Origin of the sequence: Streptomyces sp. NBC_00223, assembly GCF_036199905.1 — a bacterium.
Taxonomy (GTDB): Bacteria; Actinomycetota; Actinomycetes; order Streptomycetales; family Streptomycetaceae; genus Actinacidiphila.
On record NZ_CP108109.1, the window covers coordinates 220,075 to 237,225 of the forward strand.

General features: G+C 73.7%; 15 protein-coding genes and 2 pseudogenes. 9 read left to right on the top strand and 8 right to left on the bottom strand.

Annotated elements, in window-relative coordinates; all coding sequences use genetic code 11:
- The first annotated feature begins 8 nt into the window (after window positions 1–8).
- Together rpsN and OHA30_RS00960 are read left to right on the top strand one after the other, a co-directional pair.
- The gene (gene rpsN / locus OHA30_RS00955) at window positions 9–314 is read left to right on the top strand and encodes a 30S ribosomal protein S14 (protein ID WP_328911838.1); all 306 of its coding nucleotides are present in this window, start codon (window positions 9–11) and stop codon (window positions 312–314) included.
- A 154-nt stretch (window positions 315–468) separates the two neighbouring features.
- Window positions 469–996 (top strand): hypothetical protein, encoded by a 528-nt coding sequence (locus OHA30_RS00960; protein ID WP_328911839.1) that lies wholly within the window; start codon window positions 469–471, stop codon window positions 994–996.
- Between the two features lie 168 nt (window positions 997–1,164).
- Here the strand turns inward: OHA30_RS00960 and OHA30_RS00965 are convergent, their stop codons facing one another.
- Together OHA30_RS00965 and OHA30_RS00970 are read right to left on the bottom strand one after the other, a co-directional pair.
- Window positions 1,165–2,088 carry a TIGR03564 family F420-dependent LLM class oxidoreductase gene (locus OHA30_RS00965; RefSeq protein WP_328911840.1) on the bottom strand — a complete coding sequence of 308 codons (924 nt, stop codon included), beginning with the start codon at window positions 2,086–2,088 and terminating at the stop codon, window positions 1,165–1,167.
- Window positions 2,089–2,233: 145 nt separating this feature from the next.
- Window positions 2,234–2,713 (bottom strand): DUF2000 domain-containing protein, encoded by a 480-nt coding sequence (locus tag OHA30_RS00970; protein WP_328911841.1) that lies wholly within the window; start codon window positions 2,711–2,713, stop codon window positions 2,234–2,236.
- Window positions 2,714–2,762: 49 nt separating this feature from the next.
- On the opposite strand from OHA30_RS00970, the gene OHA30_RS00975 reads away from it, so the two are divergent.
- Window positions 2,763–3,617: a helix-turn-helix transcriptional regulator gene (locus OHA30_RS00975; protein ID WP_328911842.1), complete on the top strand. Its 855-nt coding sequence runs from the start codon at window positions 2,763–2,765 to the stop codon at window positions 3,615–3,617.
- 10 nt (window positions 3,618–3,627) lie between these two features.
- Here the strand turns inward: OHA30_RS00975 and tpg are convergent, their stop codons facing one another.
- Window positions 3,628–4,185 (bottom strand): telomere-protecting terminal protein Tpg, encoded by a 558-nt coding sequence (gene tpg / locus OHA30_RS00980; protein ID WP_328911843.1) that lies wholly within the window; start codon window positions 4,183–4,185, stop codon window positions 3,628–3,630.
- A 3-nt stretch (window positions 4,186–4,188) separates the two neighbouring features.
- Complete coding sequence (tap, locus tag OHA30_RS00985) at window positions 4,189–6,366, bottom strand: telomere-associated protein Tap (protein WP_328911844.1); 2,178 nt, start codon at window positions 6,364–6,366, stop codon at window positions 4,189–4,191.
- 292 nt (window positions 6,367–6,658) lie between these two features.
- On the opposite strand from tap, the pseudogene OHA30_RS00990 reads away from it, so the two are divergent.
- Window positions 6,659–6,775, top strand: a pseudogene (locus OHA30_RS00990) (LD-carboxypeptidase); the annotation flags it as partial.
- A gap of 36 nt (window positions 6,776–6,811) precedes the next feature.
- Here the strand turns inward: OHA30_RS00990 and OHA30_RS00995 are convergent.
- Entirely contained in the window at window positions 6,812–7,822 is a 1,011-nt protein-coding gene (locus tag OHA30_RS00995; protein ID WP_328911845.1) for a GlxA family transcriptional regulator, read from the bottom strand.
- A gap of 99 nt (window positions 7,823–7,921) precedes the next feature.
- On the opposite strand from OHA30_RS00995, the gene OHA30_RS01000 reads away from it, so the two are divergent.
- From OHA30_RS01000 to OHA30_RS01015, 4 genes are all read left to right on the top strand, one after another.
- Window positions 7,922–8,911, top strand: a complete 990-nt coding sequence (locus OHA30_RS01000; RefSeq protein ID WP_328911846.1) for a dienelactone hydrolase family protein — start codon at window positions 7,922–7,924, stop codon at window positions 8,909–8,911.
- A gap of 296 nt (window positions 8,912–9,207) precedes the next feature.
- Entirely contained in the window at window positions 9,208–10,200 is a 993-nt protein-coding gene (gene dhaK / locus OHA30_RS01005) for a dihydroxyacetone kinase subunit DhaK (RefSeq protein WP_328911847.1), read from the top strand.
- Window positions 10,201–10,294: 94 nt separating this feature from the next.
- Entirely contained in the window at window positions 10,295–10,972 is a 678-nt protein-coding gene (gene dhaL, locus OHA30_RS01010) for a dihydroxyacetone kinase subunit DhaL (protein ID WP_328911848.1), read from the top strand.
- On the top strand, window positions 10,969–11,394 hold the full coding sequence (locus OHA30_RS01015; protein ID WP_328911849.1) for a PTS-dependent dihydroxyacetone kinase phosphotransferase subunit DhaM: 426 nt from the start codon (window positions 10,969–10,971) through the stop codon (window positions 11,392–11,394). Before dhaL ends, OHA30_RS01015 begins: the two co-directional genes overlap by 4 nt.
- A 110-nt stretch (window positions 11,395–11,504) precedes the next feature.
- On the opposite strand, the gene OHA30_RS01020 is transcribed toward OHA30_RS01015, so the two are convergent.
- The 3 genes and pseudogenes from OHA30_RS01020 to OHA30_RS01030 form a co-directional block, all read right to left on the bottom strand.
- A complete protein-coding gene (locus OHA30_RS01020) occupies window positions 11,505–11,795 on the bottom strand; it encodes a hypothetical protein (protein ID WP_405785986.1) in 291 nt (96 codons plus the stop codon).
- A 164-nt stretch (window positions 11,796–11,959) separates the two neighbouring features.
- Complete coding sequence (locus tag OHA30_RS01025) at window positions 11,960–14,740, bottom strand: AfsR/SARP family transcriptional regulator (RefSeq protein WP_328911851.1); 2,781 nt, start codon at window positions 14,738–14,740, stop codon at window positions 11,960–11,962.
- Window positions 14,741–15,391: 651 nt separating this feature from the next.
- A pseudogene (locus tag OHA30_RS01030) lies at window positions 15,392–15,856 on the bottom strand (NUDIX hydrolase); the annotation flags it as partial.
- Between the two features lie 191 nt (window positions 15,857–16,047).
- Between OHA30_RS01030 and OHA30_RS01035 the strand changes: the two are divergent.
- Window positions 16,048–17,124 carry an O-antigen ligase family protein gene (locus OHA30_RS01035; RefSeq protein ID WP_328911852.1) on the top strand — a complete coding sequence of 359 codons (1,077 nt, stop codon included), beginning with the start codon at window positions 16,048–16,050 and terminating at the stop codon, window positions 17,122–17,124.
- The last annotated feature ends 27 nt before the right edge of the window (window positions 17,125–17,151 follow it).

A 17,151-nucleotide genomic window follows, 5' to 3' on the forward strand; every position in this document is an offset into this window, starting at 1 on the left:
GCACCGCCATGGCCAAGAAGAGCAAGATCGCGAAGAACGACAGGCGCCGGGTGATCGTGGCCCGTTACGCCGAGCGCCGGGCCGAGTTGAAGCGGATCATCGCCTCCCCCGCCACCGGCTCCGAGGACCGGGCCGCCGCGCAGCGGGAGTTGCGCGGCCAGCCCCGCGACGCCTGCGCCACCCGGGTGCGCAACCGGGACTCCACCGACGGCCGCCCCCGCGGCTATTTGCGCGCGTTCGGCCTGTCGCGGGTGAGCCTGCGCAAGCACGCCCACGCCGGGCATCTTCCCGGGGTGCGCAAGTCCAGCTGGTAGCGGGCCCGTTCGGCCGCGCGACGGGACCCGGTTCCGTGTTCCGCCGCGCGGCGGGGGCGGGGACCGGCCGCTCGATTCATGTCAAGGTCCCTTGACGGGCGGGCGGTTCGTCAGGGAACCTTGACGGATGTTCCGGTGGCGAAAGGGCTGAGGTATGAGCTGGTTGGACGAGAGCGGGCGCCACGAGGGGTACCTGGTGGCGGTGCTGGCGGACGGCGGCGAGCCCGCTCCGGAGCCCGGGGCCAGAAAACCCTGGTGGTCGTACAACGGGGCCGACGGCCCGCGCGCGATCGGCGTCAAGGGCGCCTGCGTGTGCGGGTGGCGCGGGGCCGAGGCGCACCCGATCCACCGCGGCGACGACGAGGCCACCGAGGGGTACGAGGCACCCACCGGCCCGTACGCGGACTGGGACGAGCACGTCACCCTGACCGAGGGCCTGGTGCCGTACGACGTGGAGCAGATGCTCGCCGCGCTCGAACGGCGGATCGCGGAACTCTCCGAACGCCGGCCGCTCACCGCCCTGCGGGTCGCCTCCCGGATCGAGAAGGCGGCCCCCGGCTACAGCCTCGGCGCGGTCCGGGCCGCCCGCAGCGGCCTGGTCTCCTGGGAGGCCGTCGGCCAGGCCTTCGGCACAAGCCGCCAAGCCGCCCACGAACGCTTCGCCCGCCACCTCAAGAACTGACCCCGGGCGCAGAGGGCGTCTTCCGCGGCTTCGCCGGCTGATTCGCCCGCTGATTCGCCCGCTGATTCGCCCGCTGAACGTGAACGGACGAAGGCTTGCCCGTGCGTCGATGGCCGTCGACGCACGGGCAGGCCCGGTCGTGGTCCACGCGATGCCTTGCCCGGGAGTTCAGCCCGCCAGTTCCCCGAGGAGCGCCCAGGTGCGGCGCCGAGCGGCCTCCCCCGCGATGTCCGTTCCCGAGAACACCACCTCGGTCGCCCCGGCGTCCCGATAGCGCCGCACCTCGGCGGCGACCGTCTTCTCGTCGCCGGCCACGGCCACGTCGCCGGCCCGCTTGCCGCCGGAGAGCTCGACGACCCGCGCGTAGGACGGGATCTGCTCGTAGAACGCGAGCTGTTCGGTGAACCTCTCGCGCACGGCGTCCGCGTCGTCGGTCACCACGCCGGGCACGAGCGCGACGATCCGTGGCGCGGGGCGACCCGCCGCGGCCGCCGCCGCGGTGACGGCCGGGACGATGTGCTCGGCCAGCGCTCGCGGCCCGGCGAGATACGGCAGGATCCCGTCCGCCAGCTCACCGCTGACCCGCAGCGCCTGCGGGCCCATCGCGGCCACGAGCAGGGGCACGCCCGCCTCGGCGCCGGGCACACGGGCCGGCGTCGGGGTGGTCGCGGTCAGCAGCTCGCCGTGGAAGTCGGCGGCGCCGGTCTCGGTCAACTGCCGCAGGGCGACGAGGAATTCCCGCAGCCGGGCGATGGGCCGCTCGAAGGGGATGCCGAAGCCCGCCTCGGTCAAGAGCTTGGTGCCGAGCGCGAGTCCGAGGTGGTAGCGGCCGTGCGTGGCCGCCTGCGCGGTCTGGGCCTGGCTGGACACGAGCAGCGGGTGGCGTCCGAAGACGGGGATCGCGGAGGTGCCCACGTGCAGGCCCGGTACTTCGCGCCCGACGATCGCCGCGAGCTGGGGCGAATCCACGCCGAACGTCTGCCCGAACCAGGCGGACCGCAGCCCCGCGGCCGCGGCCTCCCCGGCGAGCCGCACGGTGGCGTCGATCTGATTACCGTCATCGGTCGCGCTGAGTGTTACTCCCACAGTCATGTCGCCTCGAACGATCACCGGGCAACCCCGCATTCCGCCCCGCATATGACAACTTCGTGACATCCCCCTCCCGCGCCCCCACGACCCCCGGGCGGCAGCGCCGCCGCCCGGGGCCCCGCGCCGCGAACCGCGCGACAGCGGCCGCTCAGGGGTGCATACGCGCTCCCTTGAGGACCTTGTCCACCGCGTTGCGCGGCCCGTGGACGGCCAGTCCCACGAGATCGAGCTGCTCCCCGCGCACGGCCCGGACCGCCGCCCGGTTGTCCCGGTCGTTGCCCGTGCCGAACAGGTCCGACGTGAACACGGCCCTCGGCAGCGCGCGGGACAGCACGCGGCCGTGGGCGGCGGTCAGCGTTTCCTTCGTCCCCCGGAAGACCAGCACGGGCTGCCGGAACATCGGCAGATACGCCGTGCCGTCGGCGTCCGCGTACGGTTCGCCGATCACCTCGGGTACCACCGTGCCGAGCCCGCTCACCAGAAAGGCCGTCACGTTCAGCCGCTGCCAGGACTCCAGGTCGTCACGCAGCAGGACGGCGATCTTCGTGTCGAAGCGCACCGGCACGTCCGCGTTCCCCGCGCCGGACTCGGACTCGGCCCCGGACCGGGCCTCATTCTCGGTTCTCATGCTCTGAGACTCCCGGGTGCGCCCGTTCGCCGTCTTGTACGTTCTTTGCGTGGCGCCCCGACCGGAGATCTCCGCCTGGCGCCCGCCGGTCGCGGGTGTCGTGGAGGTCTTCCACGCCCACTTCACCGAGCACGCGTACCCCATGCACGTGCACGACGCCTGGACTCTGCTGATCGTCGACGACGGCGCCGTCCGCTACGACCTGGACCGCTACGAACGCGGCACCCCGGGCGACACGGTGAGCCTGCTCCCGCCGCAGGTCCCGCACAACGGCTCGTCCGCCACCCCGCACGGCTTTCGCAAACGCGTGCTCTACCTCGACATGACCCAACTGGACGAGCGCTTCATCGGGCCGGCGGTGGACGGCCCGGACCTCACCGATCCCGTGCTGCGCCGCCGCGTCGCACAGCTGCACACGGCGCTCGCGCACCGGGGTGACGAATTCGAGGCGGAGAGCCGGCTGGCCCTCATCAGCGAGCGGCTGCGCGGGCACCTGCGCCCCCGGCTGGTCCTCGACAGCGCGAGGCCCGGCAGCGCGGCGCCCGACCGCGGCGTCGCCCACAGCCTGCGTGACCTCCTCGACGGGCGCCTGCCCGGAGGCATCGCCCTGGAAGAGGCCGCGCGGATGGTCCACGCCCATCCCGCGCATCTCGTACGCGCCTTCAGCGGCGCCTTCGGCATCGCCCCGCACCAGTACGTGATGTCCCGCCGCGTCGACCTGGCCCGCCGTCTGCTGCTCGACGGCCGGCCCCCGGGCGAGGTGGCGACCGCGGCCGGCTTCTACGACCAGTCCCACCTCACCCGCCACTTCAAGCGCGTCGTGGGCATCCCCCCGGGCCGCTACACCCGCACGTCGATCCGCTCCGGACGTCCCGCCGAGGCCCTGCGCCGCACCACGCCATGAGGCGGCGGGGTCAGAAGGACACGTCGAAGTAGTCGATGTCCGTGAACTCCACTTCGAGGTCGCCGGCCCGGGTGCCGCCGTCCTTGAAGTAGATCTCCTGGAGCCCTTCGGCGACGATCTCCCGCAGCGCCCGGTCGCTCGCACCCTGCCGCTGCGCCTGGAAGAGCCGGTCGGCGTAGGCCGGGGGCAGATGGACGGTCAGCCGCCGCAGCCGGCCGTCGTCGGTCGTGCCGACCGGCGCGGTGTAGCCGAAACGGGCCCGGGTCTCGATGGTGATCCCGGTGCTGGTGGCGGCGCGGCGCTGCGCCCGCCGGCGCACCCGGGGCTGCCACACCTTCTTCACCTCGCGGGCCAGCGCGCCCGCGAGGGCCGGCCGCGGGTGCTTGCGCTGCCCGGCGAGGTAGCGCTCCACCGTGCGCTGGGACACGCCGAGCCGCGCGGCCACCGCCCGGGTCGACCCCTTCTCCGCCCGTACCAGCAGCCGCATCTGCGCGAGCGGCGTCTTCGGCGGCTGCCGGGTGAACGTCTCCGCCCCCGCCCGGTCCAGTGCGTCCTCGATGTCCCCCACGGCCTACTCCCCTTCGTCCAGTACGGCGTCGCCGCCCTTGATGTGACGGGCCGGGTTGAGGCCCTTCTCCATCAACTCGACCGCCCAGAACATCTCCTGGACACCCTCGACCTTGGCCAGCCCCGGCGAGCCCCCGATCCGGAACGTCCCCGGCAGCACATGTCCCTCGGGCGTGAGCGGCAGGAAGTCCAGCGGGGACGGCCCTGCCGACGGGTAGACGACGCAGTCGGAGAGCACCGCCAGCGGGAACAGGCCCGTCGCCTTCGCGGTGTTGACCATCTTGCGGTGCATGTTCACCCGGGCCTTGGCGATGACCGCGGCGCGGATGTCGGGGCGCCAGGTGGGGCGTTCCAGGGCGGGCCAGCGCTCGCCGTCACGGTAGTGCCGGCCCTGCGGGCGCTCGCGCAGCTTGCCGATGCCGCCCTTGACCGTCGACTTGACCGCCGACAGCACACAGGCCAGGGCCGGGTCGGTCTCCTTGTGGTGCTCCATCGCGGCGAGGAAGTCGGCCTCGCCGGTGTCCTTGCCGACGGGGACGCCGAGTTCGGCCATCGTGGTGAGGTACGCGTCCCGGAGCCGGTCGTGCCACGGGTCCAGCCAGGCGCCGGTCTCCCGCCGCAGGAATCCCTCCAACGGCGCTACGTCGGCCCCGAGTTCCCGCGCGTAGTCCACGGTCGGCGTCGCGTACCAGGCGGGCCCCTCCGGCCGTTTCCCGGACGGGGTGAACGGCGACGGCAGCCGCGGGTCCAGGTCGACATGGGAAAGGTCCACGTACCAACTCCCGGGAGTTTTCCGGTCGAACGCCGGCCGCCAGACGTGCACAGGCTCGCTCAGCCCCACCGTCAGCCGTGAAGCGGCCGCGAGGAACGCGGTGTTGATGTCCAGGCCCACCGCCCACGGCAGCACGCACTCGTCGTCGGTGAGCAGTTGGGGGTCGCGCACCCACTGGTACGCCTCCTCGTCCAGGAACCCGCCCTCCCAGCCCCGCGCGACGGGGTGTTCGGCCGGGGCCTCCGGCGGCGCCGGGTCCACCGGGGCGTGCAGCGCGCCCGGGTTCGGCGCGGACACCCACGTCCCGGTGGCGGTGTCCCGTACGGCCCGGGTGGGCGGGCGCATCGCCGTCATCAGTTCCAGGCCGGAGACGGCGGTGGAGCCGCGCGGGGTGATCACGCGGGCGGCGTACGTCCCGAGCACGCGGGCGATCTCCGCCGGGTGCAGCGAGGCGGTCTCCCCCCAGGCGCGGGTGTCCAGCGCGTCCCACGACAGGATCGCGAGCTGGACGCAACTTCGCTGCTGCCCCTGCGCGGGCCGGTAGATCCGCGCCCAGGGGCCGAATCCCCGCTGGGTGAGCTTCCACTTCGCGCGGGCGATCTGCTTGACGACCTTGTGGTCCTCCGGCAACCGCAGCGACCGGCGGGCCTCCTCGCCCTCCAGCCGGACCGGCAGCCCGAACCGCTCGGCCGCCGACTCCGTCAGGGCGATCAGCGGGTCGGCGTCCTTGCCGTTGCGGTGCAGCCGCGCCGCGCCGATGCCCGACTCCGCCAGCGTCCACTCCACCAGGGCCGGGAGGGTGGCCGCCGGGCAGTCCAGCACGACGCCGCCCGCGCAGTACGCGGTGCCGTCGCCGTCCAGCACGGCGATCGGGCCGTTCGGGAACCGGGGATCGGCCGCCGGGCGGGCGGCCGCGGCGGTCTGCGGGCGCCGCGACGAAGCCGACGGCCGGGCGGGCGTCACGGGCCTCGCCGTCCTCGTGGTCGGCGCTGTCACGGCGGCCGGGGCGGAGGGCCGCGCCGCTGCGGCCGTACGGTCCGGCGCGGGCGTTGCCGGTACGGCGGCGGGCTCCGGTACGGCCGGCGTCTCCCGTACAACGGGGACTTCCCGTACGACAGGGGCCTCCACCGCCCCGGATCTCTCCGGCACCCCGGGGCCGGGCGCCGGGTAACGGGCGGCCCACCCCTCCAGCAGCCGCTGGTACGCCTGCAACCGGGGCGGCCGGGGCCTGGTCCGGCCGTTCTCCCAGCCGTTCACCGTCTCCCGGCTCGACCGCAGCGCCAGGGCCACATCGTCCTGCGTCAGACCCGCCGCCTCCCGCAGACGCTTGCGCTCGGCCGGCGACGGCAGCAACGGTCCCTGCTCCAGCAGCGCGTCGACCGACGCGAACAGCTCGTCTTGCGTGGGCATCGCACAACCTCCTGCGCGGACCCTATCCAGAACTCACCGCCAAGCTCACTTCGAACACCACACCGAACGCCATATCCCCCGAAAGAGGTGACGCTGCGTGCGCGGGCTGGACGCGCGGCTGTCCTGTGTCGGCGGACGTCGGGCGTTGCCATCGGACGTTGACGACCGGCGGGTTCTCGCCGCCGATGGTGGAGCCGTCCGGGCGCCGTGGGCCGAGCCCGGTCGGTCATGCCGTCGCCGCGCCCCCGGAATAACCGCTGTGGCCCCGGTCCGCCGGCTCCTACGATCACGGGACACCATGGTCGTGTTCGACGTCGACCTCGGCCACACCGACCCGCAACTCGTGATCCCCGTCGGAGGACGCGTCCGGGTGGACGGCCCGGCACGCCGGATCACCGTCACCTACTGAGCGGACGCCGAGGGCCGGTGACCGCGCGGGCCGGTCTCACGTCTCCGTGCGTCGGGTCGACCCGTCACGGTCGTGGCGACGGCGGAACACCGCGCGGTACTCCCTCGGCCGCCGGCCCGTGTGCCGGGCGAAGATGCCGCTGAACGTCCCGGGGTCGCCGTACCCGACATCGGCGGCGATGCTCGCGACGGTCCGGTCGGTCGTCTCCAGCAGGTGCCTGGCCCGGCGCACCCGGGCCGTTTGCAGATACGCGAGCGGTGTCTGCCCGGCTTCGTCGCCGAAGCGGCGGAGCATGGTTCTCGTGCTGACGTGGAACTCCCGGGCGAGTGCGGGCAGGTCGTAGCGGGCACCGAGGTTCCGGTCGAGCCGGCGCTTGACGCCGAGCGAGAACTCCCTGCCCACCGTGGGCAGAAGACCCGCGTCGACATAGGGAGCCTGTGTGGAGCGGGCGTCGTCGACAAGCGCGATACGCGCGGTGCTCCGGGCGACGCGGGGGCCGTCGTGCTCGCTGATGAACCGCAGCGCGAAGTCGTACATGGCGCTGAAGGCCGCCGTGGTCGTCACTCCACGGTCGGTCACGACCAGGCTCTCCGGGCGGAGACGTACGTCGGGGTAGCGGAGGGCGAACCGGTCCGCGAACAACCAGGCCGTGGTCGCCTCGCGCCCGCCGAGCAGCCCGGCCTCGGCGATCAGGAAGGCTCCCACGCAGATCGACACGACAGCGGTCCCCGCGTCCGCCTGCGAGCGGATCGACGCGACTTCCGGTCCGAGGTTCGCGAGCGTCGCGTCGAGGTCGAGCGCGGGCGACAGTTCGAAGCCCGGCACGATCAGGACGTCCACCGGGCGCACCGCCGAGACGTCGAGGGCCGAGCCGCCGGACGCGATCACCCGCCGCCGGGGCGAGACGACCGACACCTCGTGGGCCGGCCGGACCGACCCTTGCGCCGCGGCGACATGCGTCGCCATGGCCAGGAGGTCGGGGACTCCGAACACCTCCGACGCGAAGCACCCGGGGTAGGCCAGCACACCGACGCGCAGCGGACTCATACGGCCCCTTTCACGCCTGGAATCGGATGGCGATATTACCGGGACACATGGCGATGCCGCCGCTTCCGGGGAGGGCGGCCACTCGTCATCATCTCGGTCATGACCATCGAGCGAGGACAGAACGACCCCCTGGACGACTTCTCACGGAGAACCGTGAGCGTCGACGACGTCGACAAGACCGTGTACGTGGCCGGGTCGGGACCGGCCGTCGTCCTCATGCCCGAGATGCCTGGCATCAGCCCCGATGTCGCGCGGTTCGCGCGCTGGGTGCGCGACGCCGGCTTCTCCGTGTACCTGCCGTCCCTCTTCGGCGTCGACGGCGCCTATCCGCTCGCCGAGGCACACGAGACGGTCATGCGACGCGCGTGCGTCAGCGCCGAGTTCCGCGCGTTCGCCGGCGGCGGCACCAGCCCCGTCGTCACCTGGCTGCGCGGCCTCGCCCGCCTGGCGCACGCCGAGTGCGGCGGGCCCGGTGTCGGCGCCGTCGGTCTGTGTTTCACCGGCAACTTCGCCCTGACCATGGCGCTCGAACCCGCTGTCATCGCCCCGGTGGTCAACCATCCGTCGCTTCCGCTCGACGACCCCGGCGGTCTGGAGATCAGCGACGAGGACGCCGCCGCCGTGGCCGAACGGGTGGCGCGCGACGGATTGACGGTGCTCGCCTACCGCTTCGACAACGACAAGTGGTGCACCGGCCGGCGGTTCGCGGCCTACCGGGCGCTGCTCGGCGACGCGTTCGACGGCCGCGTGCTCAAGGCCGAGACGGCGAACACCGACCCTCCGCCCTTCTTCCGTGACGTCGTCGGCTGCGCCCACAGCGTCGTCACGGCGCACCTCGTCGACCAGGAGGGCCACCCCACGATGCGGGCCCGGGACGAGATCCTCGCCTTCCTGGCCGAACGCCTCGGGACGCGGCCGGAACAGCCCCTGGACCCGGCCCCCGGCGCCGTCCCGCACGATGTCGGTCGATCCGACGAAGCCGCCACCGCCCTCACCACGGCCGCCGCCGTCTTCCGCGCGGCCGGTGACCACGGCGCGGACGAGGCCACGATCGTGCGGCACCGGCGCGAACCCGGGCGCGGAGCGTGACCGAATCCGCCCGCGTGGGCCGGCCCCGGGGGCGCTGAACCCACCCGGGTCCACAGAGTGCCGCGTATTCCTGACTCAGCCCGCCCGCCGGTCGATACTGGAAGTATGTACCGCTTCCGGAGCGTCCCCCAGGCTCTCGCAGACCTGATATCCCCTCACCGGCACACCAGCCCGAGCCCCCGCACCCGGCGCCGCCGCGCACCGGAAAAGGCCGAGATCGTCGATCGTGGGCACACGCGCTGACCTGCACAAACGCAGCTCATCAGCTTGGCTGGTAAAATGATCAGGAGGCACCCATGAAGATGCTGATCAACGTACCCGAGACCGTCGTCGCCGACGCGCTGCGCGGAGTGGCGGTGGCGCATCCAGAGCTGACGGTGGACGTCGAGCGCCGGGTGATAGTGCGGCGGGGCGCCCCGTACGAGGGAAAGGTCGGACTGGTGTCCGGCGGCGGGTCGGGGCACGAACCGCTGCACGGCGGATTCGTCGGCCGGGGCATGCTGGACGCCGCCTGTCCGGGCGAGGTCTTCACCTCGCCGGTCCCGGACCAGATAGTGCGAGCCGCGGCCGCCGTGGACAGCGGAGCGGGCGTGCTGTTCATCGTGAAGAACTACACCGGCGACGTACTGAACTTCGACATGGCCGCCGAGCTGGCCGAGGACGAGGGCGTCCAGGTCGCCAAAGTGCTGGTCAACGATGACGTGGCGGTTATCGACAGCACCTATACGGCCGGCCGCCGGGGCACGGGTGCGACCCTCTTCGTGGAGAAGCTGGCGGGCGCCGCCGCCGAGGAGGGCGCGCCGCTGGACCGGGTGGCCGGGATCGCCCACCGGGTCAACGAGTCGTCCCGCAGTTTCGGCGTCGCGCTCAGCGCGTGCAGCACTCCCGCCAAGGGCGGCCCGACCTTCGATCTTCCCAGCGGCGAACTGGAGTTGGGCGTCGGCATCCACGGCGAGCCGGGCCGTGAGCGGCGGGCGATGATGACCTCGGGCGAGATCGCCGATGTCTCCGTGGACGCGGTGGTGGAGGACCTGCGGCCGGACGCGCCCGTACTCCTGCTGGTCAACGGCATGGGCGGCACCCCGCTGCTGGAACTCTACGGTTTCGCCGCCGAGGTGCACCGCGCGCTGGCCGAGCGGCGGGTCCCGGTGGCCAGGACGCTCGTCGGCAACTACGTGACCTCGCTCGACATGGCGGGCGCCTCGGTGACGATCTGCCAGGTCGACGAGGAACTGCTGCGGCTGTGGGACGCGCCGGTCTCGACGGCGGCCCTGCGCTGGGGCTGCTGACCCCTCCGGACCCAGGACGGCCCTTGTTCTCACCGGCCGCCCGGACCGCCATGCCCGTCCCGCCCCGCCCTCCCGTTCTGAGGAAAGGCACGGTATGACCGACTCCCCCGACTCCCGCGCACCCGCCGACTCCCCGATAGACGCGGCCTTCCTGCTGCGCTGGCTGGACACGGCCGCCTCGGCCGTCGACCGCGAGGCCGACCACCTCACCGACCTCGACTCCCCCATCGGCGACGCCGACCACGGCAGCAATATGCGCCGCGGCTTCCTCGCCGCCCGCTCCTCCGTCGGCCAGGAGCCGCCGGACACCCCCGGAGGCGTACTGGTCGCGGTGGGACGGCAGTTGATCAGTACGGTCGGCGGCGCGTCCGGCCCGCTGTACGGCACGCTGCTGCGGCGCGCGGGCAAGGAACTCGGCGACGACTCCGCGGTGACGACCGCCCGGCTGCGAGACGCGCTGCGGGCCGGGGTCGAGGGCGTGGCGCGGCTCGGCGGCGCGGCGCCCGGCGACAAGACGATGCTGGACGCGCTGTTCCCGGCCGTGGACGCGCTGTCCGGCGCGCTGGACAAGGGCGGTTCCACGGCCGGGGCGCTGGGGGCCGCGGCCGAGGCCGCCGACCAGGGCGCGGCGGCCACCGTGCCGCTGCGGGCCCGCAAGGGCCGGGCCAGTTACCTCGGCGAGCGCAGCGTCGGCCACCAGGACCCGGGCGCCACTTCGGCGGCCCTGCTGATCACCGCGCTCGCGGACACCGCACGGGAGGCCGCCGTATGACCGACACCATGTCCTCGCAACCCGACCCGCTCGTGGGCATCGTCCTGGTCTCGCACAGCGCCGCGGTCGCGCGCGCCGTCGCGGAGCTGGCCGGGGAGATCACCGGGGGTTCCGCGGACGTACGGGTGGCTCCGGCGGGCGGTGGGCCCGACGGCGGCCTCGGTACGAGTTCCGACCTGATCGTCACGGCCGCCCGGTCGGTGGACCAGGGCATGGGTGTGGCGGTGCTCGCGGACCTGGGCAGCGCCGTACTGACCGTGCAGGCGCTGCTGGCCGACGACGAACTCCCGCCGGGGACACGGCTGGTGGACGCGCCCTTCCTGGAGGGCACGGTCGCCGCGGTGGTCACCGCCTCGACGGGCGCGGACCTGGACGCGGTCGAGGCGGCGGCGACGGAGGCGTACACCTACCGCAAGGCGTGAGGCGTGCGGCCCGAGTTCTCGCGGTACGTGCGAAACCGGCCCCCTTCGCCGCGGGAGAGCGGCAAAGAGGGCCGGGGACACCGGAGTCCGGCGCCCGGGAGAGCAGGAGATCAGCGCCCGTAGCCGAGCAGGGCGCGGACCATCCGGCAGGTGATGTCGGACGGCGGGTGGACGCCGATCCGCTCGGCGACACGGCGGATCGCGGGGTTGCCGGCCTGGGCCGGCTCGTACACCCCGGAGTCGAGCAGGGCGATCACCAGACGCATGGTCTTGAGCCTGCGGTTGTGCGCGACGTACCACTCGCGCGGGCGTCCGGCGGGCAGCGGTTTCCTGGGCAGCGGGGTGAGCGGGGTCTTCGGTGCGGGTGTCTTCAGAGGCAGTACGGCAGCGGCCATCGGCATCCCCTCGGGCGTCGGGCAACCCTCTCGAACACTTTCGATTTTACCGCCCGGCACTGACAAAGTCCGCTGGCCAGAGGGGGGTTGGGACACTTTCCGGCCGCTTCCCGGCCGACTGCCGGCTCGCGCGTCCAGGGCCCGTGCGTCCGGGGTTCGCGGCCGCCCTCCTACAGCCCGGTCGACTCGCGCAGCGCCGCGGCCTCTTCGCCGTCCAGCCCGGCGATGAGGTCGAGCGCCAGGGCGCGCGCCCGGTCCGCCGCCGCGCTGTCGCCGGCGGCCCAGTGGGAGGCGACGAGGTGGCCGAGGACAACGGCCTCCTCGTAGGGGTCGCCCACCTCGCGGGCCAGGGCGAGCGCCGCGGTGAAGGCGGCGACGGCCTCCTCGTACCCGCCCAGGCCGTGGTGGGCGCGGCCGGTGTTCTCCCGGGCGATCACCTGCATGGGCCGGTCGTCCAGCTCCCGGTACTGGTCGAGCGCCCGCTCGCAGTACGGCAGGGCGGCCCGGTGGTCGCCCATGGCGCCCAGCAGCCAGCCGACGGCATTGGTGGCCCTGGCCCGCCCGGGGCGGTGGCCGATGCGGGTGAACAACTCCAGGGAGAGCAGGGCCTGTTCAAGCGCCTCGTCGTACCGCCCCTGGTGTTCGAGGATCGAGCTGAGGCCGAAGCTGATGTGCGACAGCCCGGTGTCGTCGTCCAGTTCGCGGTAGACGGCGGCGAACCGCTGGAGGTGGGTGAGCGCGGCGGGGTAGCCGACCAGCCAGGAGTAGTAGGGCCCGAGGCCGAGTTGGGCGCGGATCCGGCCGGAGGGATACGGCTCGCGCGGGGTGGTGGGCGCCGGACGCGGGCCGCGCCGGTCGATGAAGCTCATCACGGTCCAGGCCAGCCGGCTGGACTTCGCGTCGAGGTCGTAGATGTCGCCCTGGGACAGCACACCGATGATGACCTGGTACTCGGTCTCCATCCAATGGCTCGCCCGCCGTGCGTCGTTGAGCGCTTCCGGGGTGGTGCCGGGCTGCGGCGGGCCCAGGTCGAGGACGATCGGGTCGGGGTTGAGCAGGCGTTCGGCCGCGTAGGAGGTGTGCAGATAGTGGTCGAGCACCCGCAGTACGGCGGCCTTGCGCTGCTCGTCGGTGTCGTAGGTGGCGGCCAGTTCGGCGGCGTAGGCGCGCAGCAGGTCGTGGAAGGTGTAGCGGCCGGGGGTGTGCTCGACGACGAGACGGGCCCTGATCAGGTCGCCGAGGGCGCGGCGGGCGTCGGTGGCGGGGACCCCGGTGAGGCTGGCGGCCGCGGGCGCGGTGATGTCGGGTCCGGGGTGGGTGGACAGCAGCCGGAACATCCGCGCGGCGGCCGGGGCCAGATGCGCGTACGACCAGGAGAAGACGGCCCGCAGATCGGTGGTGGGATCGCCGATGTCGAGGGTGTCGAGCCGGCCGCGTACGTCGTGCAGCGCGGTGACCAGGTCGGCGAGCGACAGCCGCGGGGCGAGGACGGCGCGGGCGGCGGCGATGCTCAGGGCGAGCGGTAATCGGGCGCACAGGTCGACGAGCGCGGCGGTCGCCTCGGGTTCGGCGGCCGTGCGCTCGGGGCCGAGCCTGCGGGCGAGCAGGTCGTGGGACTCGCAGTCGCTGAGCAGGTCGAGGGTGACCGGGACGGCTCCTTCGGCGGCGACCAGGCCGGCGAGTTGGTTGCGGCTGGTGACCACCACGACGCAGGAGGGGGTGCCGGGCAGCAGCGGCCGTACCTGGTCGGTGTCACGGGCGTTGTCGAGGACGACCAGCATCCGGCGGCCCGCGACCAGGCTGCGGTAGAGGGCGGTACGGGCGTCCAGGTCCTGCGGGACGCTCCCGGTGGGCACGCCGAGCGCTTCGAGGAAGCAGCGGACGGCCTCGGTGGGGGCCATCGGGCGGGCGCCGGGGGCGAATCCGCGCAGATTCACATGGAGTTGGCCGTCGGGGAAGCGGTCGGCGTTGCGCTGGGCCCAGTGCAGGGCGAGCGAGGTCTTGCCGATGCCGGCGGTCCCGTCGATCGCGGAGATCACCGCGGTGCCGCCGCCGAAGTCGGCGGTCTGGTCGAGGAGTTCGTCCAGGGCTTTGAGGTGTCTGCGGCGGCCGGTGAAGTGCCGTACGGCGGCAGGCAGTTGGCGGGGTATACGGGCCTCGGTGGCGGACCCCCCGTCCTGGGCCCTGGCCCGCGGGGCGGCGATCGCGGGGTCGTTGGTCAGTATCCGCTGGTGCAGTTCGCGCAGGCCGGGCCCGGGGTCGAGCCCCATCTCCTCGGCGAGCCGGGTCCGTAACTCCTGGTACGCGCCCAGCGCGTCGCCCGACCTGCCGCCGCGGTGGAGCGCGAGCATCAGCTGTCCGACGGGCTTCTCGCGCAGCGGATGCGCGGCGACCGTGGCCGACAGTCCGGCGACGACCCGCGTGTGCCGTCCGAGCGCCAACTGGTGGTCGGTCCAGGTCTCCTGGACCGCGAGCCGCCGTTCGTCCCAGGCCGCGGCGCCCGCCTCGATCAGCCGCCCGGACATGCCCGCGAGCGCGGGTCCGCGCCAGCGGTCGAGCGCCGTACGCAGCAGGTCGGCGGCTCCGGCCAGGTCGTTCGCGGCCGCCGCCCTTTCGGCCGCGGCCACCTCGCGGTCGAACTCGGCCGCGTCCAGGGCGCCTTCTGTCACCGTCATCCGGTATCCGGCGTCGCCGACGGCGGTCAGGTCGCCGTTCTCGCCCGGCCCGGCGCCGAGGATCGCGCGCAGCCGGGAGACGGCGTTGCGGATCTGCTTGTCGGCGGTGGCGGGCGGCGCTTCGTCCCAGAGCGCGTCGACCAAGTGGCCCAGGGAGACCGTGCGGTTGGCCTCCAGGAGCAGCAGTGCGAGGACTTTGCGCTCCCGCGGTCCGCCGAGCCGAAGCCGAACCGGGCCGGACCAGACCTCCAGCGCGCCCAGCACCCGGAACTCCACCCCGTCCCCTCTCAGCAGGCGTGGTCGGCCACCGCCGGCCGCCTCGCCGCGGCCGGAGCACGCATCATAGCCGCGGCGCGCGGCCCGGACAGGGCGTCGCGGCTGGCGTTTCGCGGCCGACGGTCAACGGCTTGGCGGGGCGCCGGAGTTCGCGTGAGGACCGACCGGGGACGAAATGAGGTCGGCATGCCAGACGCTGGTGCGGCAGGGCCTTCCCCGAGCAGTTCTCGATGGCCCCGCGGGTGACGTGGTACGGGGGTGCGCGTCACCCGGCCGGCGGTGGCGGGGGGAATCACCGCCGGCCCTCGATGGTGTGCGGCCCCTTCGCCGGGAGGCCGCGGGCCTCGGGCCTCGGGCCTCGTCGCATGCGCGGGCCCGGACGTACGGGTGTGCGCGTGGATGTGCTCCGGCGCGGGTCAGGACGCGCCGGAGCACAGTTGTCCCACCATAGACGTAGGCCATGCGCAATTACAAGACCAATTAACGCAACTCTTTGACTTAACAATGAAACTTGACGTCACTTCCTGACTACGGGCGGTGCGGTCCCCCGGCCGACGGACCGGACGCGTCGGCCGACGCGGGTTCCGCGGCCGTCGGCGTCGGCGTCGGCGTCGGCGTCGGCGCCAGCTGATCAACGGGCGGCGGCTCCGCAGGCGCGAACCATGTCGGATCGTCCCGCAGCGCCAGTTCGATCCGCCCGCGTGCGATCGGCCCCAGCGCCGGCAGCTCGTCCAGGGCGAACCAGCGCACATCGAGGGACTCGTCGTCGTTCACCCGCGCCCGGCCGCCGATCGCCCGGCAGCGCAGCACGATGTCGACGTACTGGGCGCGGTCGCCGTTGCCGTAGATCACGGGCTTGTTGGTGAAGACGCTCAGCACCCGCTCCACCACCGCCGAGACCCCGGTCTCCTCCGCGATCTCGCGGACCGCGGCCTCGGCCGGCTGCTCGCCGGGGTCGGGGATGCCGCTGATCAGCGCCCACTTCCCGGAGTCGGAGCGCTGATTGAGCAGAATCCGCCCGCGGTCGTCGAACACCACCATCACGACGCCGGGCAGGAACAGCAGGGTGTCGCCCGCCTTCGCACGGATGTCCTGGATGAATCGGGGAGTCGCCATGCCCAGAGCCTACGAGAAGAAGGGTGAACGCCACATCAGCACCAGGTTTCACAAGCGAGGACGGTTCCTGTGCGACATATCCACAGCGTGGGCACTCACCCGTTACGGTGACCGGACAGCAGACGCCCACGCGGGGAACGCGGGCCCGGCGGCACTCCGTCGCGCCCGGGTGGCGGCAGGGGGAGCGGAGGATGGACACGACGGCCGGCGGGACACCGGAGGCCGCGCAGGCGGACCGGACGGGCGGGCCGGTGACCGCGCTGCCCGCGGCCCGGCCGGCCGCCGGGATCACCGACGCGGTGGGCATCGCCGTCCTGGTCTGCTGCGCCGTCTGGGCGCTGGTCGCGGCGGGCGGCCGGGAGGCCAGACCGGAGGGCTCGCTGCTGGCGCTGCTCGCGGTCACCGCCGGGTACGCGGCCGGCCGGATCCTCGGCGCGCTGCTCCCGGTGCTCGCGCCCGCGGCCGCCGCCGCGGCGGTACTCGCGCTGATCCTGATCCCGCCCTCCCGGCTGTCCGACCACCCCGGCACTCCGCCGCTCGGTTACACCAACGCGGACGCCGCGCTGCTGGTCCTGGCGGTCGGGGCGGCCTGCTGCGCCGCGTGGGGCGCGCCGGGCCCGGTCCGGCGTACGGCGCTGCGGCTGGTGGGCGCGGGCGCGGCGGTGACGGCGCTGGCCCTGGGGTCGGCCGCGGGGTTCGCCGCGGGCGTGGCCGTCACCCTGTGCTCACTGGCCGCCGCCCGCTGGCGGCGCCGGGCACTCGGGCTCGCCGCGCTGGCGCTGGTCGCGGCACTCGCGGTCGGCGGGAGCTACGCGGTCGCGGTGGACGCGCTGCCGTCGGGTCTGGCGCAGTCCCTCACCGGGCAGCTCACCCAGCAGCGGGTGGCGCTGTGGCACGAGGCGGTGGACCTGGCCCAGGACCATCCGCTGCGCGGGGTCGGACCCGAGCGCTTCGCCGAGGAGAGCACGCCGCTGCCCTCGGACACGCCGGCCGACGAGTCGCCCCAGTCCGCGCCGCTCCAGCTGGCCGCGGAGCAGGGCGTTCCCGGCGTGGCGCTGCTCGCGGCGGCCTACGGGTGGGTGCTGTGCGCGCTGTGGCGCTCGCCCCGGCCCACCGCGGTGGTGCTCACCGCCGGGGCCGCGCTCACCGGGCTGGCCCTGCTGGCGAGTGTCGACCACGTGCTGAGCTACGCCGTCGTGACGGCGGGCGCGGGGTTCCTTGCGGGCGTGGCGACGGCCCGGCCGCTCGCGGACGAGGGGGCGGGGTGAGGTACGGCGTACGCGGCCGCGGCGTAC